This is a genomic window from Brevundimonas sp. 1080 (assembly GCF_040545985.1).
Taxonomy (GTDB): domain Bacteria; phylum Pseudomonadota; class Alphaproteobacteria; order Caulobacterales; family Caulobacteraceae; genus Brevundimonas.
The window spans coordinates 635392-657617 of sequence record NZ_JBEPMW010000001.1; the positions used below are offsets into that span (position 1 = coordinate 635392).

The 22226-nt window shown below is 67.0% G+C and carries 24 protein-coding genes and 1 riboswitch; of the genes, 17 read left to right on the forward strand and 7 right to left on the reverse strand.

Translation table 11 applies throughout. The features are described from left to right. The first annotated feature begins 2 nt into the window (after nt 1-2). Complete coding sequence (locus tag ABIC32_RS03295) at nt 3-380, forward strand: hypothetical protein (RefSeq protein ID WP_354072304.1); 378 nt, start codon at nt 3-5, stop codon at nt 378-380. Nucleotides 381-387: 7 nt separating this feature from the next. Here ABIC32_RS03295 and ABIC32_RS03300 read toward each other — a convergent pair whose 3' ends face one another. Next, complete coding sequence (locus tag ABIC32_RS03300; protein WP_091750051.1) at nt 388-795, reverse strand: BLUF domain-containing protein; 408 nt, start codon at nt 793-795, stop codon at nt 388-390. A gap of 133 nt (nt 796-928) precedes the next feature. After that, nucleotides 929-1038, forward strand: a riboswitch (TPP riboswitch). 140 nt (nt 1039-1178) lie between these two features. On the opposite strand from ABIC32_RS03300, the gene thiC reads away from it, so the two are divergent. Further along, nucleotides 1179-3008 carry a phosphomethylpyrimidine synthase ThiC gene (gene thiC, locus ABIC32_RS03305; protein ID WP_354072942.1) on the forward strand — a complete coding sequence of 610 codons (1830 nt, stop codon included), beginning with the start codon at nt 1179-1181 and terminating at the stop codon, nt 3006-3008. Here the strand turns inward: thiC and ABIC32_RS03310 are convergent, their stop codons facing one another. Next, nucleotides 3009-4280 (reverse strand): DUF4062 domain-containing protein, encoded by a 1272-nt coding sequence (locus ABIC32_RS03310; RefSeq protein WP_354072307.1) that lies wholly within the window; start codon nt 4278-4280, stop codon nt 3009-3011. It abuts the gene before it with no gap. A 48-nt stretch (nt 4281-4328) separates the two neighbouring features. On the opposite strand from ABIC32_RS03310, the gene ABIC32_RS03315 reads away from it, so the two are divergent. From ABIC32_RS03315 to ABIC32_RS03325, 3 genes are all read left to right on the forward strand, one after another. Continuing rightward, a complete protein-coding gene (locus tag ABIC32_RS03315) occupies nt 4329-4748 on the forward strand; it encodes a zeta toxin family protein (protein WP_354072309.1) in 420 nt (139 codons plus the stop codon). Then, nucleotides 4745-4918 carry a hypothetical protein gene (locus ABIC32_RS03320; RefSeq protein WP_336978546.1) on the forward strand — a complete coding sequence of 58 codons (174 nt, stop codon included), beginning with the start codon at nt 4745-4747 and terminating at the stop codon, nt 4916-4918. Before ABIC32_RS03315 ends, ABIC32_RS03320 begins: the two co-directional genes overlap by 4 nt. A 393-nt stretch (nt 4919-5311) precedes the next feature. Then, the gene (locus ABIC32_RS03325) at nt 5312-6178 is read left to right on the forward strand and encodes a hypothetical protein (RefSeq protein WP_354072312.1); all 867 of its coding nucleotides are present in this window, start codon (nt 5312-5314) and stop codon (nt 6176-6178) included. Nucleotides 6179-6341: 163 nt separating this feature from the next. Here the strand turns inward: ABIC32_RS03325 and ABIC32_RS03330 are convergent, their stop codons facing one another. Then, nucleotides 6342-7007: a DsbA family oxidoreductase gene (locus ABIC32_RS03330; RefSeq protein WP_137722429.1), complete on the reverse strand. Its 666-nt coding sequence runs from the start codon at nt 7005-7007 to the stop codon at nt 6342-6344. Between the two features lie 66 nt (nt 7008-7073). Continuing rightward, on the reverse strand, nt 7074-7931 hold the full coding sequence (locus tag ABIC32_RS03335; protein ID WP_354072314.1) for a DUF1206 domain-containing protein: 858 nt from the start codon (nt 7929-7931) through the stop codon (nt 7074-7076). A 129-nt stretch (nt 7932-8060) separates the two neighbouring features. Between ABIC32_RS03335 and ABIC32_RS03340 the strand changes: the two genes are divergently transcribed. Then, nucleotides 8061-8243: a hypothetical protein gene (locus tag ABIC32_RS03340; RefSeq protein ID WP_055806575.1), complete on the forward strand. Its 183-nt coding sequence runs from the start codon at nt 8061-8063 to the stop codon at nt 8241-8243. Between the two features lie 125 nt (nt 8244-8368). Continuing rightward, nucleotides 8369-9067 (forward strand): Crp/Fnr family transcriptional regulator, encoded by a 699-nt coding sequence (locus ABIC32_RS03345; protein WP_153923351.1) that lies wholly within the window; start codon nt 8369-8371, stop codon nt 9065-9067. Here ABIC32_RS03345 and ABIC32_RS03350 read toward each other — a convergent pair. From ABIC32_RS03350 to ABIC32_RS03360, 3 genes are read right to left on the reverse strand one after another with little or no spacing between them, the layout of a single operon-like run. Further along, nucleotides 9064-10521 (reverse strand): sensor histidine kinase, encoded by a 1458-nt coding sequence (locus ABIC32_RS03350; protein WP_354072316.1) that lies wholly within the window; start codon nt 10519-10521, stop codon nt 9064-9066. The genes ABIC32_RS03345 and ABIC32_RS03350 overlap by 4 nt on opposite strands. Further along, a complete protein-coding gene (locus ABIC32_RS03355) occupies nt 10518-11198 on the reverse strand; it encodes a response regulator transcription factor (RefSeq protein WP_017505887.1) in 681 nt (226 codons plus the stop codon). Before ABIC32_RS03355 ends, ABIC32_RS03350 begins: the two co-directional genes overlap by 4 nt. Further along, nucleotides 11198-11533: a hypothetical protein gene (locus tag ABIC32_RS03360; protein WP_055806585.1), complete on the reverse strand. Its 336-nt coding sequence runs from the start codon at nt 11531-11533 to the stop codon at nt 11198-11200. The genes ABIC32_RS03355 and ABIC32_RS03360 overlap by 1 nt, the downstream gene beginning before the upstream one ends. Nucleotides 11534-11761: 228 nt before the next feature. Here ABIC32_RS03360 and ABIC32_RS03365 point away from each other — a divergent pair, with 228 nt between their 5' ends. From ABIC32_RS03365 to ABIC32_RS03410, 10 genes are all read left to right on the forward strand, one after another. Next, nucleotides 11762-12127 carry a hypothetical protein gene (locus ABIC32_RS03365; RefSeq protein WP_354072319.1) on the forward strand — a complete coding sequence of 122 codons (366 nt, stop codon included), beginning with the start codon at nt 11762-11764 and terminating at the stop codon, nt 12125-12127. A gap of 351 nt (nt 12128-12478) precedes the next feature. Continuing rightward, nucleotides 12479-12568: a potassium-transporting ATPase subunit F gene (locus tag ABIC32_RS03370; RefSeq protein ID WP_105625212.1), complete on the forward strand. Its 90-nt coding sequence runs from the start codon at nt 12479-12481 to the stop codon at nt 12566-12568. A gap of 18 nt (nt 12569-12586) precedes the next feature. Continuing rightward, nucleotides 12587-14296, forward strand: coding sequence for a potassium-transporting ATPase subunit KdpA (gene kdpA / locus ABIC32_RS03375; RefSeq protein WP_354072321.1), 1710 nt, complete (start codon nt 12587-12589; stop codon nt 14294-14296). A gap of 18 nt (nt 14297-14314) precedes the next feature. Next, entirely contained in the window at nt 14315-16381 is a 2067-nt protein-coding gene (gene kdpB, locus ABIC32_RS03380; protein ID WP_354072324.1) for a potassium-transporting ATPase subunit KdpB, read from the forward strand. After that, nucleotides 16381-16536, forward strand: coding sequence for a hypothetical protein (locus ABIC32_RS03385; protein ID WP_156363166.1), 156 nt, complete (start codon nt 16381-16383; stop codon nt 16534-16536). Before kdpB ends, ABIC32_RS03385 begins: the two co-directional genes overlap by 1 nt. Further along, a complete protein-coding gene (locus ABIC32_RS03390) occupies nt 16529-17245 on the forward strand; it encodes a TorF family putative porin (protein ID WP_112861891.1) in 717 nt (238 codons plus the stop codon). Before ABIC32_RS03385 ends, ABIC32_RS03390 begins: the two co-directional genes overlap by 8 nt. Before the next feature lie 10 nt (nt 17246-17255). After that, entirely contained in the window at nt 17256-17834 is a 579-nt protein-coding gene (gene kdpC, locus ABIC32_RS03395) for a K(+)-transporting ATPase subunit C (protein ID WP_153923135.1), read from the forward strand. Continuing rightward, nucleotides 17835-20519 carry a DUF4118 domain-containing protein gene (locus tag ABIC32_RS03400; RefSeq protein WP_354072327.1) on the forward strand — a complete coding sequence of 895 codons (2685 nt, stop codon included), beginning with the start codon at nt 17835-17837 and terminating at the stop codon, nt 20517-20519. Then, nucleotides 20519-21208: a response regulator gene (locus ABIC32_RS03405; protein WP_039246385.1), complete on the forward strand. Its 690-nt coding sequence runs from the start codon at nt 20519-20521 to the stop codon at nt 21206-21208. The genes ABIC32_RS03400 and ABIC32_RS03405 overlap by 1 nt, the downstream gene beginning before the upstream one ends. 74 nt (nt 21209-21282) lie before the next feature. Then, nucleotides 21283-22224, forward strand: a complete 942-nt coding sequence (locus ABIC32_RS03410; RefSeq protein WP_354072329.1) for a histone deacetylase family protein — start codon at nt 21283-21285, stop codon at nt 22222-22224. Nucleotides 22225-22226 lie beyond the last annotated feature (2 nt).

Here is a 22226-nt window from a genome sequence, read left to right on the forward strand (position 1 = left end):
CCATGCCCACGAAGAAGAAGCCCGCCGCATCGACCCGCCCTCTGTTGCAATGGGGCATGGCCTTGCTCGGCGCCGTCATCACCCTGACCGCCATCGGCATCGTGGTGTGGGAGGCGCTCCAGCCCACGGCCGCACCGGCGCTCAGCGCCCGCATCGTCGCCGTGGACGTCACCGCCGCAGGCCAGGTCGCGACCGTCCGGGTTCAGAACGACGGCGACGACACCGCCGCCGCCGTGGATATCGAAGGGATTCTGGGCGATCAGACCGCGACCGCCAGCCTGGACTACGTCCCCGGCCACGGCCACGCCAAGGCCTACCTCCGCTTCGACGCCGATCCGCGCGCGGCGGCCGTCTCGGTCAAGGGTTGGTCGGCGCCTTAGAAGGCGTTCAGGCCGCCTGGGCCAGCACCGCGTCCTGCATCCGCTCGACCGTCTGCTGGGGCGCGCCGGCGCCGTCCACCGTGGCCCGCAGCGTCTCTTCCAGCGCCGGAGTCACGCGCACGCTGGCCATGGCCCAGCCGGAAAAGCCGCGCGCCGGGATCGGCTTGCGCTCGATCACCACCACCTCGTCATGACGCGGATCGCCCGCCAGCCGCGTCATCAGCCGGTCCAGATCCTGCGCCGCGCCCTCCAGCACCTGCAGGAACCGTCCGTCGTGGATCAGCAGCGCCCCGGTCAGGTCGTCGCGCGCATTGTTCCGCTGCGACGTGGCCAGGATGTCCACCTGCATCAGCAGGCTGTCGGCGTTCCCCCGCGCGCGGCTGGTGTAGAGGACGCGTTCCAGGTTCAGGCTCATATCCTCGTTTCACTCCGCCGACGCCGGCATCCGGCCCAAGCTTTGCGCATAGCCCAATAAATCCGCCGCGCCTACAACGACTTATGTGCGGTTTCGGACAACTCGACATCCGCCGCGACGCGGGTTAGCCTGCAGGCGTTCTCCGGGGGGTCGCAATCGAGCGGCTGAGATAGAGGTTTCTCCTCTGACCCGTCGAACCTGATCCGGGTCATGCCGGCGAAGGGATGAGTAACGCTATCGGTCCTCACGCGACAGGACCCTCGCGCCCGACGTCGGCGGACCTCAAACCGTTTGAGGCCGCCATGAACATCCAAGTCACCCCGCCCGCCCTGCCCGAAGAACCGAACGTCGAGTTGGCGTTGAAGGACGCGCGCGAACAGGTGATGAAGGAGACGGGGACCATCCCGACCGGCGAGCGTGCCGGATCGAGGAAGGTCTATGTCGCGGGCGAACTCTATCCCGACATCCGCGTCCCCTTCCGCGAGGTCGCCGTCCACGCATCCGCCAACGAGCCGCCGGTGACCATCTATGATTCATCGGGCCCCTACACCGACCCGACCGTCGCCATCGACATCAAGCGCGGCCTGCCCCACGTCAAATCCAGCTGGCAGCTGGATCGCGGCGACATCGCGCCGGTCGCCAATCCGCGCGAGGTCAAGCCCGAGGACAACGGCCATGCGTCGGGCCGTCACCTGGCCCCGCGCTTCGACACCTCCAATCACCGCGTCTTCAAGGGCGTCGAGGGCCGCCCGGTCACCCAGTACGAATACGCCAAGGCCGGCGTCATCACGCCCGAGATGGAATATGTCGCCATCCGCGAGAACCTGCGCCGCGAGCAGAACAGCCCCTGCATCCGCGACGGCGAGGACTTCGGCGCCGCCATCCCCGACTTCGTGACGCCCGAGTTCGTGCGGCAGGAGATCGCGCGCGGCCGCGCCATCATCCCGCACAACATCAACCACCCCGAGGTCGAGCCGATGATCATCGGCCGCAACTTCCTGGTGAAGATCAACGCCAACATCGGCAACTCCGCCGTCCTCAGCTCCGTCGACGACGAGGTCGACAAGCTGGTCTGGGCCACCCGCTGGGGCGCCGACAACGTCATGGACCTGTCGACGGGCCGCAACATCCACAACATCCGCGACTGGATCATCCGCAACTCGTCCGTCCCGATCGGCACCGTCCCCATCTATCAGGCGCTGGAGAAGGTGAACGGCGTCGCCGAGGACCTGACCTGGGAGGTGTTCCGCGACACCCTGATCGAACAGGCCGAACAGGGCGTGGACTATTTCACCATTCACGCGGGCGTGCGCCTGCCCTTCGTGCCGATGACGGCGAAGCGGGTGACGGGCATCGTCTCACGCGGCGGCTCCATCATGGCCAAGTGGTGCCTGGCCCACCACAAGGAGAGCTTCCTCTACGAGCATTTCGAGGACATCTGCGACATCATGCGCGCCTATGATGTGTCATTCAGCCTGGGCGACGGCCTGCGCCCCGGCTCCATCGCAGACGCCAATGACGAGGCCCAGTTCGCCGAGCTGCGCACCCTGGGCGAACTGACCAAGATCGCCTGGGCCAAGGGCTGCCAGGTCATGATCGAGGGCCCCGGCCACGTGCCGATGCACAAGATCAAGCAGAATATGGACGAGCAGCTGAAGCACTGCCACGAGGCGCCCTTCTATACGCTCGGGCCCCTGACCACCGACATCGCGCCGGGCTACGACCACATCACCTCGGCCATCGGCGCGGCCATGATCGGCTGGTTCGGCACGGCCATGCTCTGCTACGTCACGCCCAAGGAGCATCTGGGCCTGCCGGATCGTCAGGACGTCAAGGACGGCGTCATCACCTACAAGATCGCCGCCCACGCCGCCGACCTGGCCAAGGGCCACCCCGCCGCCCGCACCCACGACGACGCCCTGTCACGCGCCCGGTTCGAGTTCCGCTGGGAGGATCAGTTCAACCTGGGCCTCGACCCCGAAACCGCCCGCAAATACCACGACGCCACCCTGCCCAAGGAGGCCCACAAGACCGCCCACTTCTGCTCCATGTGCGGTCCCAAGTTCTGCTCGATGAAGATCAGCCAGGACATCCGCGACGCCGCCGCGGCCCAGAACGACGCCGGCGCCTCCCTGTCGGAAGCCGAAGCTGGCATGGCGGAAATGAGCGCGAAGTTCCGGGCTGGCGGCGGGGTGGTGGAGGTTAAGGTGTGATTAATTTCCAGGCTCGGCGTCAGCGCCGGGCTTAGATTTAGGCTTGTTCAAAACTCGTTTCGCGCGAGGAGCTTTTGAAGCGACCTCGGCATTGGCGGGCTTCTCTTCAGGTGCTGTTTTGCTATCTCGAGTCAAGCCAAATATAGGCCAAAACTGCCCCTCAGACGACCGTCGCTCTGCGGTCTCCTCCAGATACGTATGAACATTCTCTCTATTGTATCTGATAATAGGCATTGATGGCTCTGCTTCAGAAACCGCCAAAAGCACTTCTTTCTTCGAGTCTTCCGACAACTTCTTCCACGACTCCCAATCCTCCGCATACCTCTCATATCTAAAGGGAAGCCGAACACCAAAGAAAGTACCGTCTGCCAGCACTAAAAGATTACTGAACGGACCCGCTCTTTCGGATGGCACAATGTCAACCACTCCAACAACATCCAGGAATTCTTGGAATGATCCCTCAAATTTAACTGGGTCTGGCGCAGAAGGGACAACTCGCATCCCCCTCAAAATATCAAGTAGCCGGCGATATCGAATGACGCCACGAGCAACGTCTTTTGCATTAGCGCCAGATATTGACTGAAGCATCACAGCCTTAAGATCTTGAATCTGCTCTATTACGGCCGCCGTTCTACGTTCTTCAACTTGTTTTTCGCGCTGTTCATTAAGCAAAGTTTGGAAAAGCATAGACCACTGCTTGAGGAGATGCCGCTCTATCTCGGAAAAATCGCTAAAAGCAACCAAACCATTGTTGGTTACTCTATGAGTTAAGAAAGTTATAAACTCAAATATGTATTTTGCGCTGTCTTGTTTTGAAATTGAGGGATACTCAATATCTGATACAAACGGCTTTGCTTTATTTGTTTGATATATGTTATGGTCAGCATACACCCTTGATTCAACAAAAGCAAATACGGGTATTTTAGATTCTATGGCCTTCATTACCTCAAGTTGGGTAATTGAAAGCTTCTCTTTTAGAGCCTTTACGTCCGTCGATGACTGCTCAAACACTCTTTTCAAATCAACTAATGGCAAAGCATCAGGTATTGCAACGCCCCCGTAACGTGATCCTATTAGAACAATCATTATGTCAGACGACGGTACGTCTTTTACACAATTGGCGTGGGTATGACCTCTTGGATCATACAATATATCTGAGTAGTCACTCATGACTGGCTCGTAACCCATCCGCTCGAGCATTGAGCGTATCTGCCCTCTATGTGCGCCCATGTCGAAGCACGTCGATGACACAAAAATTCTAAGACCGGCCATTCTCACCCCAATGACACTCGCGAAAGGACGCACCCATACAATCAAAGAATGCGGACGAAAAGTTCCTCGTGTGTTGAAGCGCCTGCGGGGGCTGGCGAAGCGCGTGATCTGGCGGCCGGGCGACTGGTGCTGGAGCGGCTAGAGGCCCTGTTCCTCGAGCGGGCGGACGTGGTGCAGGAGACGACCCTGGCCACCCGCTCCCACGCGCCGCGCATCCGCCGGTTCAAGGCCGCCGGATACCGGGTCGAACTGATCTACCTGCGCCCGCCCTCGGCGGACTTCTCCGTCGCCCGCGTGGCGCGCCGCGTGGCCCAGGGCGGTCATGGTATTCCAGAAGACACGCTACGCCGCCGTTTCAAGCTCAGCCTCGACTATCTGGAGACGACCTACAAACCGCTGGTGGACGCGTGGGAGGTCTATGCGAGTAGCGACGACGGCCTCGAACTGTTAGATTGGGGGCCGAAATGAACACGCTTTTCGACCGAGAAACCGTTCTGAAAGCCGGACGCGACGCCGCCCGGATCGCGCGCGAAGGCACGCGCGAGGAGAAGTCCGGCAAGTTCCTGCCGCCGCCCGGCTGGAAGGGGCATCTGGTCACCGCCGCCGACGCCGCGCCTGCCCCGAAGAAGCGGGCCTAAGCTTTCCCTCTCCCGTTGGGAGAGGGACCGCGCTCATTCTCTTTCGTCATCCTCCGGCAAGCCGCGTCTGCGCGGCGCAGACCGGAGGACCCAGCGGCGCCGTCAGGCGAACTTTCAACGCCGCGCGATCTCTGGCGCCTCGTCCGCGACAGGTTCGCGCTCTCGCGCGCCGCTGGGTTCCGGGTCTCCCCCCGCTTTCGCGAGGGTTCGCCCGGAATGGCGAAAGGGAGGGATGCACAGCTAGCCGCCCTACCTATGCACGACGTCCCTGCCCCGGCCGTTGAAATCCCTCGTTTTTCGCGAAATCGACGCCCTCTACCCGGTCACGCTTCGGGGCGGCCTTAGACTGGCGGCGCGTCCTGTGTCGGGCGCGGGCGACAGGCCGGGGATGGGATGGACGACGACCACAGCTATGACGACGGCGGGTTCGAGGGGCCGCGCGATCCGTTTTACGATGCGATGACCCAGCAGGCGCTGGATCAGATCCGCATCCTGCGCGAGGCGGGTCTGGAGCAGACGTATCGGGACGCCCTGCATCACGATTCCTCGCCCGAGGCCGAGGCGGCCTTCTGGCGCGCGCACGGCCTGCCGATGCATCTGTTGCGGCTGCCCGATCTGGTCACCTCGGACCCCGCCGCGCGCGCGGCCGACCGGGTGCAGAACCGGGGCTATCGCCGCCTGTCGAAAGAGGCGTGGGAGGCGGCGGGCACGGCCTATCTGGCCGGCTCCACGGCCGAGGAGGTCAGCGCCGTCTATGGCATGGCGGTCAGCACCTTTCGCGCCCGCGCCAAGGACGCGGGCTGGCGGCGCGAGGATCAGCCCGATCCGCTGCGCGAGCCGATCGACCTGGAGGCCGAGACGGCAGACGGTCTGCCCGACTATGGCGCCATGGCGGCCCACGCCCTGGTGCGGCTGAACCGGGCGCTTCAGGCCGGGCGCGCGCTGGAGGCCGCGCGCTGGGTGCGGCTGCACGCCGACCTGACCCGCATGGCGGCCGCCCCGCCGCCGTCCCCGCCCGCGCCGCCGCCCGCCAAGCCCCCGGCCCAACCCAAGGAACCCGACCTGGGCGAGCGCGCCGCCGCCGTCGCCGAACAGGTCGGCCAGATCGCCCGCGAAGCCTGCGCCCTCAAACGCGGCGATTACGCCGGCCGCGACGCCCTGATGGCCCGCCTCAAGGCGCTCGACGACCTGAAACCGGCCCCGAGATCAGACGAATTAGACGAAATAGACGGTGTTTTTGTCCCCCGACCGCCGGACTGACCGTCTCCTCCCCATCGCCCGCGATGGGGAGGGGGACCGCGCCCTTCGGGCGGGGTGGAGGGGCTCTTGAGGCCTCACAGACGTCGATTTTACAGAAGGAACCCCTCCGTCACGGCGCCAGGCGGCGCCGCGCCGCCTCTCCGCTGCGCAAGGAGGAGACGGCCTAGACCTCCGACGCGATCTTGCGCAGGGCCTCTTCGAACACCGAGGCCGGCTGGCCGCCCGAGATCAGATATTTGCCCTCGACCACGACGGCCGGGACCGAGGTGATGCCGCGCGCGCGCCACAGGTCTTCGGCCTGGCGCACGGCCTGGGCGTAGCGGCCCGAGGCCAGCACCTCGCCCGCCTCGGCCCGGTCCAGCCCGGCCTTTTCGGCGGCGGTGGTCAGAACCCCGGCGTCGGTCAGGTTCTTGTTCTCGGTGAAGTGGGCGGTGAACAGCGCCTGTTTCAGCGCCTTCTGCTTCTCCGGCGCCGTCTCATGCGCCCAGTGCAGCAGCCGGTGGGCGTCGAAGGTGTTCCAGATGCGGCTGTCGTCGGTCATGCGCATGTCGAAGCCCACCTCGCCCGCCCGCTCGCGGATCATGGCGCGGTTGGCGGCGGACTGCTCAGGGCTCGCGCCGTATTTGCGGCCGATGTGTTCGACGATGTTCTCGCCCTCGGGCGCGATCTGGGGGTTCAGCTCGAATGGCTGAAAGGCGATGTCGGCGGCGATCCCCTCGTCCTTCAGCGCGTCCAGCGCCGTGTCCAGCCCGCCCAGCCCCACCACGCACCAGGGGCAGACGACGTCGGAGACGAAGTCGATCTTCAGGGTCTTGAGCGGAGCGTTCATGGCGCGGCCTTCTGGAACAGCGTGTGTTGCATAAGGATATGGCGACGCCGCGCCGCGCGACAAGTCTCAGCCCAGGCTCAAATCCCTGGGCGGCCGGATCCGGCGCCAGCGCGCCTCCACGAAGGCGAAGGCGCCGAAGGCCATCAGCCCCGCCGCCGTCAGCCCCAGGATCCACGATCCGCCCGGCTGGGCCTCCAGCGCATCCAGCGCCGCCGCCGTCGTCGTCACCTCGCCCGAGCGCGCATGCAGCCCCGCCAGAACCACGAACACGCCCAGCGGCAGATAGGCGAACCCTCGCGCCGCATAGCCCGCCCGCGCCAGCGCGGTCGCCGTGGCGCAGAAGGCCTTGGGGCAGGCCAGGGCGTCGTCGAAGTCGTCGCGGATGGCCCTGACGATATTGCCGACGCCGACGCCCAGTACCACCAGCCCCGCCCCGATCAGCAGCACCTCGCCGAACGGCATCCCCAGCAGCATGGCGGCCTTCTCCTGGTTCTCGGCGACGCTCTCGGCCTGGGCCGCCGAAGCGTTCGTCGCCTCGCCGAACTCGTCCAGATATTCGAACACCCCGGACGCCAGCACGCCGTAGAACAGGCCGCTGACCGCCTGACCCGCCCGGGTCGTCCAGCCTTTCAGGTCGCTGCCCTCGTGGTCCGCGTCGAACACCGCCTGCAACACCCGCCAGCCGACGAAGGCCCAAAGCCCCAGCCCCAGCAGCACCAGCCAGACCTTGCCGAACGGCTGCTCGGCCAGCCAGCCCGCCGCCCCGCTGGTCCCCACCGCATCGCCGATCCGGTCCGTCGCCGCCAGCAGGGTCAGCGCTCCAGCCGACAGGTAAACGAAGCCCCGCGCCCCATAGCCGACCCGCGCCGCCCATTCGATTAGGGTCGCCAGCGGCGGCAGGCGAAGGGTCTTGGCGGCGTTCATGATGTCTCCCACGTCAGGACGCCCTCAACGCACCGGCCGAGGCAAAGGCTCCGCTTGTGGCTGTGTCGACATCCGACAGACGCCGGTGGGCGTTTGCCGCTACGGTTCGCATCGTTGGGAGCCGTTCGCTTGAACATTTACGAGTTTCACTTCTTCGACGAGGCGGATCGCCGTCCGCTGCTCGACTTCTTCGACGGCGCCGATGACGCCACGGCGCTGGAAGCTGCGCGATCGCAGCTGGCGCGCCATGCCTCCTGCGCAGGTGTCGAAGTGCTGGAAGCCGGGCGTCTGGTCGGCCGCGTCACCCGCTAAGCCTCGGCCACTCTCTGCCCGATCGCGTACACAACGCGGTAAAGACACGACTTTTCCCCAGAAAGCCGCGTGATATATAGCAACGCTGTGTCGAGATTCGACAGACGCCACGCTCAGATCGCCTTATGCGCGAACTTATGAACCGCCTCTCGCCTGGCAACCGATTGATCCAAGGGCTGAACCCCGACGATCGCGACGCTCTCCTCGCCATCGCCACTCCGGTGGAATTCGCGCCCGGCCATGTGTTCAGTGAGCCTGACGACGCCATCGAACACCTGCATTTCATCGACAGCGGCTTCTGCTCCTCGGTCGCAGTGCTGGAGGACGGCCGCACCGTGGAGACCGTGATGATCGGGCGCGAAGGCGTGCTGGGCGTCGTCGCCTCGGTCGTGCCGCACCATGCCCACACCCGCAGCGTGGCTCAGGTCGCCGGAACGGCGCGCCGGGTGGACGCCGCCAAGTTCCGCGCCCTGTCGGCTCAACGGCCGGGCGTTCGCGACGCCGTCGCCGAATACATGGCGCGGCTTCAGGGCGAGTTGGAGCAGTCGGCCGCCTGCAACGCCCTGCACCACGCCGGCCAGCGGTTCGCCAAATGGCTGCTGCGCTGCCACGACCGGGTCGAGGGCGACACCCTGAACCTGACGCAGGAGTATCTGGCCTCCATGCTGGGCTCGCAGCGGACCACGGTGAACGAGGCGGCGCAGGGGCTTCAGAAGGCGGGGGCCATCGCCTATTCGCGCGGCCGGATCACGGTGCTGGATCGCGCCGCCTTGGAGCGGGCGGCCTGCGAATGCTACCGCCGGGGCGGAGACCGGCAGCCCTAGTCGACCTGGGCGGCCGGTAGTTCGAGCACCGCCTTCAGCCCGCCCATGTCGCTGTCCGACAGCATCAACCGCCCGCCGTAGGCGCGCGTCAGGTCGTCCACGATCGACAGGCCCAGGCCCGAACCCGGCGCGCTCTCGTCCAGCCGCGCGCCACGCTGCATGACCGTGTCTCGCTGATCCGCCGGCAGCCCCGCACCATCGTCCTCGACCACCAGGATCATCTGGCCCAAGCCGCTGCCACCCGCCGAGACGCGCACGCGGCGCCTGGAGAACTTGGCGGCGTTCTCGATCAGATTGCCCAGGATTTCCTGCAAATCCTGACGCTCGCCCAGGAAGGACAGGCTGTCGGGCGCGCGCCAGTCGATCTCGACGTTCTTGTCGCGGAAGACCTGTTCGATCATCACCGCCAGCTCGTCCAGCACCTCGGCGACGGGCGTCGTCTCGCCTAGACCGTGGGCGGCGCGGGCGGCGGCGCGGGCGCGGCGCAGGTGGTGATCGACCTGGCCCTGCATGATCTTGGTCTGGCGCCGCACCAGTTCGGGCAGATCGCCCTCGTTGGTCCCCGCCTCGGCCAGCATGACCGAGATCGGCGTCTTCAGCGCATGGGCCAGGTTGCCGACGTGGGTGCGTTGGCGATCCACGACCTCCTGATTGTGATCCAGCAGGCGGTTCACCTGCTCGGCCAGCGGCTGGATTTCCTGAGGGTACGAGCGGCCGATCCGCGCCGACCTGCCCTTGCGCACATCCGCGATCTCATCGCGCAGGTCGAACAGGGGGCGCAGGCCGATACGAACCTGGATGAAGACCGCCGATACGAGTCCGAGCCCCAGGATCAGGAAGGCGATCCAGGTCACGCGGGCGAACTGACGCGTGTCCGCATCGACGTCCGAGCGATCCAGCGCGGCGATGAAGATGACCGGATGTTCGTGCCGGGGGATGGACTTCATGCTGGCGGCGACGCGCAGCGGCTCGCGCGTCTCGGCGTCGTCCTTGGGGCCGGTGGTGTTGAAGGTGATGACGTCGCCGAAGGCCGCATCCAGGCGCGCGGGCAGGTCGGCGGGCAGTGCCAGGTCATAGCGCCACAGCGAGGTCGATCGCGCCAGGCTGACCAGCCGCCCGTCGGGGCGAACCTCCATGATCTGCCAGTATTTGCCCGACAGCAGCCGCAGAGTTCTGGCGTCCTGAATCTGCGGAATGGCCTCGCCTTGCGGCGTGCGACTGGCGCCGACCACGATCTCGTCGATCGTCTCGTTGAGCATGGCGCCCAGACGCCGCAGCGCGGATTCCTGAAAGGCCTGGGTCAGCACCAGCGCTGAAATGACCAGAGCGACCACGATCCAGGCCGAGGCCAGCCAGATCAGCCGGCGCGTCAGGGAGCGACCGGGGCGACCGAACCAGCGGCCCCAATCGTGGAGCCCACCGGCGTTGGGTTTCGAAGCCGTCGCCTCGGTCACGCCGGATCGGATTCGCCCGCCAGCGGCGTCAGCCGATAGCCGAGGCCCCGCACAGTCTCGATCCGGTCCGATCCGACCTTCTTGCGCACCCGGCCGATGAAGACCTCGATGGTGTTGGAATCGCGGTCGAAGTCCTGATCGTAAAGGTGTTCGACCAGTTCGGTGCGGCTGATGACCCGGCCCTGATGCATCATCATGTAGTGCAGCAGCCGGTATTCCAGCGAGGTCAGGCGCAGGGGCTCGCCATTGACGCTGGCCCGCGCCGCGCGGGGATCCAGCCGCAAGCCTCCACAAGACAGGGTCGCCGAGGCGATGCCCGCCGAGCGGCGCAGCAGCGCCCGCAGACGCGCCAGCAGTTCTTCGGTATGGAAGGGTTTGGTCAGATAGTCGTCGGCGCCGGCGTCGAAGCCCGCCACCTTGTCCGACCAGGCGCCGCGCGCTGTCAGGATCAGAACCGGCGTCGTCTTGCCCTCGCGCCGCCAGCGCTCCAGCACCGACACGCCGTCGATCTTGGGCAGCCCCAGATCCAGGACAATGACGTCGTAGGGTTCGTTCTCGCCCAGATAATGGGCTTCTTCGCCGTCCGGCGCATGGTCCACGGCATAGCCTGCGTCGCCCAGCGCCGCCTTAAGCTGACGCGACAGATCCGCGTCGTCCTCGACCAGAAGCACGCGCATCAGTTCGGCCTGCGACGTTGATTGTTGTTGTCGGGACGCGCCTGTCCGGTCTGGCCATCGACCACGACCTCCCGCACGCGTCCGTCGCGTTCGACCAAGACGGAATAGTTACCGTCGCGGCGAGGTTGGGTGTCGATGGGGCGACCGCCGCCGGCCTCGCCGCCACGACGACGGGCCTCGTCGGGACTGACGCGCGGACCACGGTCCTGCGAGCGCTGGTCCTGATCGCGCGACTGGGCCTGCGCCGACGTCGTCATGACGGGCGCGAAGGCCAGACCGAGAGCCAGGGCCAGGGCCGGAGGGGCGATCAGGAGAGGGGCGGGTTTACGAAACATGGCGACCGATCTAGTCCCGATCATCTGAACGGGCGCTGAATACGTCGTATAGTTTAAAGCGAACGCTGCTCCAAACCGGAGACCAAATCAGAAGACGGCGGTGTGACGTCTTTTCTATCCAGATGAACCGAACCTGATCGATCCTGTTCAGAACCGGCTCAGTCGCCGGGTGATCAAATCGCCTCATCGCTGGTCACCCCGACCGGCAGAACATTTGAGGAGATCGCCATGCGCAAGCTCATCGTCCCCGCCATCGCCCTGGCCGCCGCTTCGGTCGCCGCGCCGTCCTTCGCCCAATCCTATCACTACCGCCCGGCCCCGCCCCATCACGCCAGCTATGGCTCGTGGCAGTCGATCAACGCCCGCCAGGCCAACCTGGATCGCCGCATCGATCAGGGCGTCCGCAACGGCCAGCTGAGCCGCCGCGAGGCCACCCGTCTGCGCGGAGAATTCAACAGCCTGCTGCGCCTGGAAGCCAACTATCGCCGCGGCGGCCTGACCGCCTGGGAACGCCAGGACCTGGACCGTCGCTTCGACCGCCTCTCGGCCCAGATCCGCTACGAACGCCGCGATTACGACAACCGTCGCGGCTGATCATCTCGACGAAGACACCTGGAAGCGCGGCCGCAAGGCCGCGCTTTTCTCATTTGATCTGAAGCCGCACGGCCGGGGCCTGCGCGGCGCATCCTCAAGCGCGTCCTTGCATTAGAAAGTCCGCCCGCCGGCCCTTCACACGTCGCCCGCGCTGCGACCGACCCAGCTTCCCTGGTTTTATGAATCCTTTAGGTCGGCGGGCCGGACTCGCATCGCGCCATTATGCCGCCCGGTGGTCTGTTCCCGCTCGAACTTGAGCGAGGAGGCCGGATTGGCCGATGTGATTTTTCTGGCGGTGGGTGCGGGGGCGTTCGCCGTCTTCGCCTTGCTGGCCACAGCGTTGAAACGGGTATGACGATGATCGCCATGCTCTGGGGGGCGGGGGCGCTGGTCGTCGCCGTATACATGGTCGCGGCGCTGCTGCGGCCCGAGCGGTTCTGAGGAACCGGGACGGATTTCATGAACATGCAAGGATGGGGCGAGATCGCCCTGACCCTTGGGCTGGCCGTAATGCTCGGCTGGCCCATCGGCGTTTATATGTCGCGCGTCTGGAATGGCGAGCGGACCTGGCTGGACCCGGTGCTGAAGCCGGTCGAGGCCGTCTTCTACGGCGCCGCCGGCCTCGATCCGAAACGCAGCCAGGGCTGGCTGGGGTACGCCGGCGCCCTGTTGGCCTTCAATCTGGCGGGCTTTGTCCTGCTCTATGCAATCCTGCGTCTGCAGGGCGTGCTGCCGCTGAACCCGCAAGGGTTCGCAGGCGTGTCGCCGCATCTGGCCTTCAACACCGCCGTCAGCTTCGTGACCAACACCAACTGGCAGAGCTATGGCGGCGAGGCGACCCTGTCGACCTTCACCCAGATGGTCGGCCTGACGGTGCAGAACTTCGTCTCGGCGGCGACGGGCGCGACGATCGCGGCGGCCCTGGCGCGCGCCTTCGTGGCCAATCGCGGCGAGGGGGTCGGCAACTTCTGGGCCGATTTGACGCGCACGACCCTGTACGTCCTGCTGCCTGCCGCCCTGATCCTGGCCGTGGCCCTCTCCGGTCTCGGCATCGTTCAGAGCCTGGCGGCCCATGTGACGGCGACCGGCGTCGAGGGCGGGTCCCAGACCTTGCCGCTGTTCCCGGCCGCCAGCCAGGTGGCGATCAAACAGCTGGGCATCAACGGCGGCGGCGTCTTCAACGTCAACGGCGCCCATCCGTTCGAGAACCCGAACGCCATCACCAATCTGCTGACCGCCGTGGCGATCAACGTCATGGGCTGGGCGGCCTTCTTCGCCTTCGGCCGCACCGCCATGGCGGGACGCGACATCCGCGCCCTGGCGGCGGCGGCTCTAATCCTGCTGAGCGCCGCCAGCGCGGCCATGTATGTGATCGAAACCCAGCCGGCCCCGGCGCTGGTCGCGGCCCAGGTCGACGCCTCGGTCAATATGGAGGGCAAGGAGGTCCGCTTCGGCGCCCCCGCCTCGACCGTGTGGTCCGTGGTCACGACCGGTGCCTCGAACGGCTCGGTCAACGCCATGCACGCCAGCTTCATGCCGTTGGGCGGCGGGTTGCAGATGTTCCTGATGCAGCTGGGCGAGATCCTGCCCGGCGGCGTCGGGTCGGGCATCGCCATCATGGTCGTCATGGCCCTGCTGTCGGTCTTCGTCGCCGGCCTGATGGTCGGACGGACGCCGGAATATCTGGGCAAGAAGATCGAGGCGCGCGAGATCCAGTTCGCCATGATCGCGGTGCTGATCCTGCCGCTGGCCATTCTGGGTTTCACCGCCGTGTCAGCCGTCTTCCCGACGGCGCTGGCGGGCCTGCTGAACAAGGGGCCGCACGGCCTGTCGGAGATTCTTTACGCCTACACCTCGGCGGCGGCGAACAACGGCTCGGCCTTTGCGGGCCTGACCGCCAATGCCCCCTGGTGGAACACGACCCTGGGTCTGGGGATGCTGTTCGGGCGGTTCATTCCGGCTGTCGCCGTCCTGGCCATCGCCGGCAGTCTGGTGGCCAAGCCCAAGCTGGCGCCCAGCCCCGGCACCCTGCCGACCGACAACGGCCTGTTCATTGGCCTGCTGATCGGCGTGATCCTCATCCTCGGCGGCCTGCAGTTCCTGCCCGCCCTCGCCCTGGGACCGATCGTCGAGCACTTCCAGGTGCTCGCGGCGGTCGCCGGCGCCTGATCCTTCGGACATCCTGACATGACACAAGTAACTCTGGATCCGCGCGAGGGCGGCCGTGCGTCGCCTCTCGCGGGCGGCCTCTCGGGACAGATGATCGGACGCGCCGTCGGCGACGCCTTCGTCAAGCTGAACCCCGTCAAGCTGATCAACAATCCGGTCATCTTCACCACCTGGATCGTGGCGCTGCTGTCCACGCTGTCGGCGGCTGCGGCCATCGCGAGCGGTCAGTCGGCGGGCTTTGCGGTGCAGCTGGCGCTGTGGCTATGGGCCACGGTCCTGTTCGCCAATGTCGCCGAAAGCATCGCTGAAGGGCGGGGCAAGGCGGCGGCCGATTCCTTGCGCGCCACCCGCGTCACGACCAAGGCCAAGCTGATCGTCGATCCGAAGACCGGCAGCGTGGTCCCGACCAACGCCTCGGAGCTTGAAGTCGGGTCGATCATCCTGGTCGAGGCCGGCGACGTGATCGCCTCGGACGGCGAAATCATCGAGGGCGTCGCTTCGGTCAACGAGGCCGCCATCACCGGCGAGAGCGCCCCGGTGATCCGGGAAAGCGGCGGCGACCGGTCCGCCGTGACCGGCGGCACCACCGTCGTCTCGGACTGGATCAAGGTGCGCATAACCGCCAAGCCCGGCTCGACCTTCCTCGATCGCATGATCGCCATGGTCGAGGGCGCGGATCGTCGCAAGACGCCGAACGAACTGGCCCTGGCCGTGCTTCTGGCCGGCCTGACCCTGATCTTCCTGATCGCGGTCGTGACCTTGGTGGGCCTGGGCGCCTATTCCGGTGTCGATCTGGACCCGATGGTGCTGGGCGCCCTGTTCATCACCCTGATCCCGACCACGATCGGGGGTCTGCTGTCCGCCGTCGGCATCGCCGGCATGGATCGGTTGCTGAAGGTGAACGTGCTGGCCACCTCGGGCCGTGCGGTGGAGGCGGCAGGCGACGTCGACACCCTGCTGCTCGACAAGACCGGCACCATCACCTTCGGCAACCGCATGGCGACCGAGGTCATCCCGGTTCCCGGCGTGCGCCCCGAGGCCGCCCTGGCCGCCGCCGTCATGGCGTCGCTCGCCGACGAGACGCCGGAGGGCCGCTCCATCGTCGAGCTGGGCAGAAACGCCGGCGTCTCGGTCGATCAGCCGGCCGGCGCCGTCGCCATTCCCTTCACCGCGGTCACCCGCCAGTCGGGCCTGGACGTCGGCAAGGACAGCTGGAGGAAGGGCGCGGTCGATGCGGTGCTGAAGGATCTGAACCTGACCGACGGTTCGGCCCCGGCCGAGTTCCGCCAGGCTGTGGACCGGATCGCCCGTTCGGGCGGCACGCCTCTGGCCGTCACCCAGAACGGCGTCCTGGTCGGCGTCATCCACCTGAAGGACGTGGTCAAGCCGGGCGTGAAGGCGCGCTTCGCCGACCTGCGCCGCATGGGCCTGCGCACCGTGATGATCACCGGCGACAATCCGGTGACGGCCGCAGCCATCGCTTCGGAAGCCGGGGTGGACGACTACCTCGCCGAGGCCACGCCCGAGGACAAGATGCGCCTGATCAAGGCCGAACAGGCCAAGGGGCGTCTGGTCGCCATGTGCGGCGACGGGGCCAACGACGCCCCGGCCCTGGCCCAGGCCGATGTCGGCGTGGCCATGCAGACCGGCGCCCAGGCCGCGCGCGAGGCCGGCAACATGGTCGATCTGGACAGCGACCCGACCAAGGTCATCGAGATCGTCGAGGTCGGCAAGCAACTGCTGATTACGCGCGGCGCCCTGACGACCTTCTCGGTCGCCAACGACGTGGCCAAGTATTTCGCCATCATCCCGGCGATGTTCGTGGTGGCCCTGCCGTCGCTCGGCGCGCTGAACGTCATGCGCCTGCACAGCCCCGAGAGCGCCATCCTGTCGGCGGTGATCTTCAACGCCCTGGTCATCGTCGCCCTGATCCCGCTGGCGCTGAAGGGCGTCAAATACCGGGCCATCGGCGCCGGCGCGCTTCTGGGTCGTAACCTGCTGATCTACGGCCTGGGCGGCCTCATCGCCCCCTTCGTCGGCATCAAGCTGATCGACCTGCTCATCTCCGGCCTGGGTCTGGCGTGATGCGTCGGGAGGTCTCTCGCATCCTGCAACTCGTCGTCGCGGTGCTGGTCATCGCCGTGATGTGGGGTGTGGCGACGCTGCAGCAGACCGATCCGCGCACCCGCTCCAACCCCATGGCCATTCATCCTGTTCGAATAGAGAAACCCAATGCGTAAATCCTTCTCCAACGCCTCGGGCCGCAACGACGCCTGGTTCGCCGCCGCCTGTATCGTCGGTCTCGCCGGTCTGGGCCTGTGCAGCGAAGCCAAGGCCCAGGACGTGTCGGCTAACGTCGCCGTCACCTCCGACTACGTCTTTCGCGGTGTCAGCCAGACCCAGGAAAACCCCGCCCTTTCGGCCGGCGTCGATCTGACCAGGAACGGCTTCTACGCCGGCGGCTGGGCCTCCAACGTCGATTTCGGCGACGACACGGACGCCGAGGTCGATCTGTATGCCGGCTATCGGCCCGAGGTCGCCGGCTATGCGCTGGACTTCGGGGTGATCGGCTATCTCTACGCTGGCCAGCCCGACGGCGCCGACTATGACTATGTCGAGTTCAAAGCCGCCGCTTCGCGCGCCTTTGGCCCGGCCACCCTGGGCGCCGCCGTCTATTATTCGCCCGACTTCTTCGGCGCGGCCGAGGACGAGGCGACCTATGCCGAGGTCAACGGCGCGGTCAGCCCTGCCGACAAATGGACCGTCTCGGGCGCCGTCGGCCGTCAGTGGGTGTCGTCGGACCTGGACTACACCACCTGGAACCTGGGCGCGGCCTATCAGCTGACTGACAAGCTGGCGGTGGACCTGCGTTATCACGACACCGATCAACACGACTTCGGCGACATCTACGGCGCACGCGCCGTAGCCACGCTGAAGGCGACCTTCTGAGGCGACGACCATGGTCAACCAACTTCGCCCGGCCCTCGTCATGACGGCCCTGTTCACCCTGCTGCTGGGCCTGGCCTATCCGCTGGCCGTCACCGGCATCGCCCAGGTCGCCTTCCCGGACCAGGCCAACGGCAGCCTGGTGCGCGACGCCGGCGGGCGGGTCGTCGGCTCGTCCCTGATCGGCCAGCCTTTCGTCGGCGCGACCTATCTGCATCCGCGCCCGTCGGCGGCGGGCGACGGCTATGACGCCGCCGCCTCGTCCGGCTCCAACATGGGGCCGCTGAACCCGGACCTGATCGCTCGCGTCGCCGAAAGCGCCCAGACGATCCGCGCCGAGGATGGCCCCGGCGTCATCCCCGCCGATGCGGTCACGACATCGGGTTCGGGCCTCGACCCGGACGTGTCCCCGGCCTACGCTCGGCTTCAGGCCGCGCGGATCGCCCGCGCCAGAGGCGTTCCCGTGCAACAGGTCCAGAGCATCATCGACGCGCATATCGAGGGGGCCTTCCTGGGCTTCATCGGCCAGCCGCACGTCAATGTCCTGCTGACCAACCGCGCGCTGGACGCCCGCTTCGGGGCGGAGGGCTGATTGCCCGAAACGGCGCCGGAAACGCCCGCGATTTCAGCCGTTCCGCGCCGCAAGCGCGGGCGGCTGAAGGTGTTTCTGGGCATGTCGCCCGGCGTGGGCAAGACCTATGAAATGCTGCGCGCCGCACGCCGTCGAAAGGCCGAGGGGCTGGACGTCGTCGTCGGCGTGGTCGAGACCCACGGCCGCAAGGAGACGATGAGCCTGCTGCGCGGGCTGGACGTCATGCCGCGCGCGCCCATCGAACACCGCGACCGCGCCCTGATGGAGTTCGACCTCGACGGCGCCCTGGCGCGACGGCCCGAACTGCTGCTGGTCGACGAATACGCCCACTCCAACGCGCCCGGTTCGCGCCATCCCAAGCGCTGGCAGGACGTGGAGGAACTGCGCGACGCCGGCATCGACGTCTGGACCACGCTGAACATCCAGCATCTGGAAAGCCTGTCCGACGTCATTTTGCGCATCACCGGCGTGCGCCAGCGCGAGGCGGTGCCCGACAGCGCCCTGACCGGCGCCGATGACATCGAGGTCATCGACATCACGCCCGAAGACCTGCGGGCGCGTCTGGCCGAGGGCAAGGTCTATGTGCCCGAAACGGCGCGGGTGGCGTCCGAGAACTTCTTCAAGATCGAGAACCTGACGGCGCTGCGCGAACTGGCCCTGCGACGCGCGGCCCAGACGGTGGACGACCAGCTTCTGACCCACCTGCGCGAACGGGGCGTGTCGGGGCCGTGGGCGGCGAACGAGCGGATCCTGGTCTTGGTCGGCGGCGACGCCATGACCGCCTCGCTGGTTCGCACCGGGCGGCGAATGTCCGACATGATGATGGACGCCCCCTGGTCGGTCGCCCATGTCGAACGGCCCAGCGGATCGCGCGCCGACGCCCGGTCGGCGGGACGGTTGTCCGAAGCCTTCAAGCTGGCCGAGCAGCTGGGCGGACGGCCCGTAACGATCAGCGGCGACGACGTGGTGCGCGCCGTTCTGGACCACGCCCACCGCAACAACGTCACCCAGATCGTCATCGGCAAGACGCGCGGCGGGCGGTTCGCCGAATGGACCGGCCGGGCCTTGGCGACCGAACTGCTGCGCAAGGCCCAGGGCGTCGCCGTCCACGTCGTGACCGAGGGCGATCTGGTCGCGCCCGAACCGGCGGCCAAGTCCGGCGTCAGGGCGGCGCTGGACTGGCGCGGCTATCCGGCTGGGGCAGGGTTCGTCCTGGCGGCGACAGGCGCAGCCCTATTGCTGGACACCCGGTTCGAGCGGGTCGATCTGGGTGTCATCTATCTGGCGGCGGTGGTGGCGGCCGGGGTGCTGAACGGCCTCAGACCTGCGCTGGCGGCGGCGACCCTGGCCTTTCTGACCTACAACTTCCTGTTCCTTCAGCCGCGCTACAGCTTCCTGATCGGTTCACCGACCGACTTCCTGACGCTGCTGCTCTTCTGGGGCGTGGCCCTGGGCACCGGCGCCCTGGCGGGGCGGGTGCGCGAACAGGCCAGAGCCGCCCAGCGGCGCGCCGCCGCCGTCTCGGCCCTGCTGGCCGCCAGCCAGACCCTGTCGGCGGGCCAGGATCGTGCGACCACGGCCCGCAGCCTGGCCGAACAGGCGTCAGCCGCCGCCGGCGCGGGCGCCGTCGTCCTTCTGCCCGACGGCGAGGACATTGTGCTGACGGCGGCCAGCCCCGAGGGCGTGACCCTGGCCCCCGACGCCATGGCCGCCGCCCGCTGGGCCTGGACCCACGGCGAGGTGACGGGCCACGGCACCGGCACCCTGCCGCAAACCCACTGGCGGTTTCAGCCCCTGCAGGGCGTGCGCGGCCGGGCCGGCGTGGCGGGCATTGACGCCTCGGCCGTGGCGGCGGGCTCGGACGAGGAACGTCTGGCCATGGCCCTGCTGGACCAAGGCGCCGTGGCGCTGGAGCGCGCCGATCTGGCCGGTCAGGCGCTGGAGACCGAGACCCTGCGCCGCGCCGATCGTTTCCGCGCGGCCTTGATGAACTCGGTCAGCCACGACCTGCGCACACCCCTGTCCACCGTCCTGGGCTCGGCGACGACCCTGATCGACTATGGCGCGACCCTGAAGCCCGAGGTCCGCGACGACCTGCTGCTCAGCATCCGCGAAGAGGCCGAACGCCTGTCGCGCTATGTCGGCGATCTTCTGGACATGACCCGGCTGGAGGGCGGCGGCCTGAACGTACGCACCGACTGGACCGATGTGCGCGACATCCTGAACGCCGCCGCCGACCGGGTGTCGCGCCGCCTGGGCCGGCGCAAGGTCACGCGCGATTTTCCGGCCCAGCTCAGCATGGTCGAGGCCGATCCGGGCCTGCTGGAACAGGCGGTGGTCAACATCCTGGAAAACGCCATCGCCTATAGCCCCGACGGCACGACCATCGAACTGGCGGCCTATGAGGATCGCGGCGCCGTCGTTATCTCCATCGAGGACGAGGGACGTGGCATCCCGACCGCCGAGTTGGAACGGGTGTTCGACAAGTTCCGCCGCATGGAAGAATCCACCGACCGCGCCAAGGGGGCCGGCCTGGGCCTGGCCATCGCCAAGGGCTTCGTCGAGGCCATGCGCGGCCGTATCGCCGCCGCCAGCCCGATCCAGGACGACGCCGACGGCAAAGGCGGCACCCGCATCCTGATCAGCCTGCCCAAGTCCATCGCCACCCACCCGGATCTGCTGTGATGTCCGCCGTTCGCCCCCAGGTTCTGGTCATCGACGACGAGCCGCAGATCCACCGCTTCCTGGCCCCCGCCCTGGACGCCGCCGGCTATGAACCGCGCCGCGCCGACAGCGGTCAGGAGGGCCTGCGCGCCATCGCCCTGTGGAGCCCCGACGCCGTGGTTCTGGACCTCGGCCTGCCCGACATGGACGGCAAGGACGTTCTGACGCGAGCGCGCGACTTCTATCAGGGGCCGATCATCGTCCTGTCCGCCCGCGACCGCGAGGCCGAGAAGATCACGGCCCTGGACCTGGGCGCCAACGACTATGTCGAAAAGCCGTTTGGCGTCGGCGAACTGCTGGCGCGCATCCGCGCCGGTCTGCGTCAGGGCGCGCTGACGCCGGTCGCGGGCGGGGTGGTTACGGCCGGCGATGTCGTCATCGACCTGGACCGCCGCATCGTCACCCGCGCCGGCGAGCGGGTGAAGCTGCGCCCCAAGGAATACGACGTCCTGGCCTACCTCGCCCGCAACGCCGGCAAGGTCCTGGGTCATGCCGACCTGCTCAAGACCATCTGGGGCGCCGGCCACGCCGATGACGTTCAATATTTGCGCGTCGTTGTCGGCCAGCTTCGGCACAAGCTCGAGGCCGATCCGGCTCAGCCCGTCCTGCTCGTGACCGAACCGGGCGTGGGGTACCGACTGGCGGACTGAGGCCTTCGGCGAGAGGGTTCGACTACCTTTCCCAATGCAGCCTCATAAAGGCCGGCGCGTTGTCTGCGGAACTCATGTCTGAATCAGGCCCCCTCCCCCCGATCGTTTACCACCCGGCGTACAACGCCGAACTGCCTTCGGGTCATCGCTTTCCGATGCAGAAGTATGCGCGCCTGGTGGAGGTGCTGAGAGCGGAAGGGCTGATCGGACCGGAGGGGCTATGGGAGCCCGAACCTGCGGACTATTCACTACTCGCCGCCGTGCATGACCCCGACTATGTGCGCCAGGTCCTGGACGCCCGTGTTCCGCCGAAGGTGGAACGGGTCATCGGCCTGCCCATCACCCAAAGCGTCGTCAAACGCACGCAGGCCGCCGTCGGCGGCACGCTGACCGCAGCCCGTCTCGCCCTTCGCCATGGCCTCGCCTGCAACACGGCCGGCGGCAGCCATCACGCCGGCCCCATGGGCGGTGCGGGCTTCTGCGTGTTCAACGACATCGGCGTCGCCGCGCGAGCTCTGATCGATAATGGCGAGGTCGGACAAGTCTTGGTGGTCGATCTGGACGTCCACCAAGGCGATGGAACTGCCTTCATCTTCGAGCACGAGCCCCGCGTCTTCACCTTTTCCATGCATGGCGAAAAGAACTTTCCAGTGCGCAGGGGGCCCAGTGATCTGGATATCGACCTGCCCGACGGAACAGGCGACGCGGCCTATGTCGCACGGCTCAAAGACGTTCTGCCCGACCTGCTTCAACGCGTTGCGCCGGATATCGTCTTCTACATCGCCGGCGTCGATCCGCACGAAAGCGACCGGCTCGGGCGGCTGTCGCTGAGCGACGAGGGATTGGCTGAACGCGACGCTTATGTGCTTGAAGCCTGTCTGGCGGTCGCGCCGGTCGTCGGCGTCATCGGCGGTGGATACGACCACGATATTGATCGTCTGGCGCGCCGCCACGCGACACTTCACCGCGCGGCCGCCCAGGCCTGGCGGCGCGGTCTGGGCCGGCGGGAGGCTTGATC

Bases quoted from the DNA above. Each gene is read 5' to 3' on its own strand.
- ABIC32_RS03355 (WP_017505887.1), bottom strand. From the start codon at position 11,198: ATGCGCGTGCTTCTGGTCGAGGACGACGCGGATCTGTCGCGTCAGCTT.
- ABIC32_RS03370 (WP_105625212.1), top strand. From the start codon at position 12,479: ATGACGATGATCGCCATGCTCTGGGGGGCGGGGGCGCTGGTCGTCGCC.
- ABIC32_RS03300 (WP_091750051.1), bottom strand. From the start codon at position 795: ATGAGCCTGAACCTGGAACGCGTCCTCTACACCAGCCGCGCGCGGGGG.
- ABIC32_RS03330 (WP_137722429.1), bottom strand. From the start codon at position 7,007: ATGAACGCTCCGCTCAAGACCCTGAAGATCGACTTCGTCTCCGACGTC.
- ABIC32_RS03360 (WP_055806585.1), bottom strand. From the start codon at position 11,533: ATGTTTCGTAAACCCGCCCCTCTCCTGATCGCCCCTCCGGCCCTGGCC.
- ABIC32_RS03325 (WP_354072312.1), top strand. From the start codon at position 5,312: ATGGACGACGACCACAGCTATGACGACGGCGGGTTCGAGGGGCCGCGC.
- ABIC32_RS03365 (WP_354072319.1), top strand. From the start codon at position 11,762: ATGCGCAAGCTCATCGTCCCCGCCATCGCCCTGGCCGCCGCTTCGGTC.
- ABIC32_RS03335 (WP_354072314.1), bottom strand. From the start codon at position 7,931: ATGAACGCCGCCAAGACCCTTCGCCTGCCGCCGCTGGCGACCCTAATC.
- kdpA (WP_354072321.1), top strand. From the start codon at position 12,587: ATGAACATGCAAGGATGGGGCGAGATCGCCCTGACCCTTGGGCTGGCC.
- ABIC32_RS03410 (WP_354072329.1), top strand. From the start codon at position 21,283: ATGTCTGAATCAGGCCCCCTCCCCCCGATCGTTTACCACCCGGCGTAC.
- ABIC32_RS03385 (WP_156363166.1), top strand. From the start codon at position 16,381: ATGCGTCGGGAGGTCTCTCGCATCCTGCAACTCGTCGTCGCGGTGCTG.
- ABIC32_RS03345 (WP_153923351.1), top strand. From the start codon at position 8,369: ATGCGCGAACTTATGAACCGCCTCTCGCCTGGCAACCGATTGATCCAA.
- ABIC32_RS03390 (WP_112861891.1), top strand. From the start codon at position 16,529: ATGCGTAAATCCTTCTCCAACGCCTCGGGCCGCAACGACGCCTGGTTC.
- thiC (WP_354072942.1), top strand. From the start codon at position 1,179: ATGAAGGAGACGGGGACCATCCCGACCGGCGAGCGTGCCGGATCGAGG.
- ABIC32_RS03405 (WP_039246385.1), top strand. From the start codon at position 20,519: ATGTCCGCCGTTCGCCCCCAGGTTCTGGTCATCGACGACGAGCCGCAG.
- kdpC (WP_153923135.1), top strand. From the start codon at position 17,256: ATGGTCAACCAACTTCGCCCGGCCCTCGTCATGACGGCCCTGTTCACC.
- ABIC32_RS03315 (WP_354072309.1), top strand. From the start codon at position 4,329: ATGCGGACGAAAAGTTCCTCGTGTGTTGAAGCGCCTGCGGGGGCTGGC.
- ABIC32_RS03320 (WP_336978546.1), top strand. From the start codon at position 4,745: ATGAACACGCTTTTCGACCGAGAAACCGTTCTGAAAGCCGGACGCGAC.
- ABIC32_RS03310 (WP_354072307.1), bottom strand. From the start codon at position 4,280: ATGGCCGGTCTTAGAATTTTTGTGTCATCGACGTGCTTCGACATGGGC.
- ABIC32_RS03295 (WP_354072304.1), top strand. From the start codon at position 3: ATGCCCACGAAGAAGAAGCCCGCCGCATCGACCCGCCCTCTGTTGCAA.
- kdpB (WP_354072324.1), top strand. From the start codon at position 14,315: ATGACACAAGTAACTCTGGATCCGCGCGAGGGCGGCCGTGCGTCGCCT.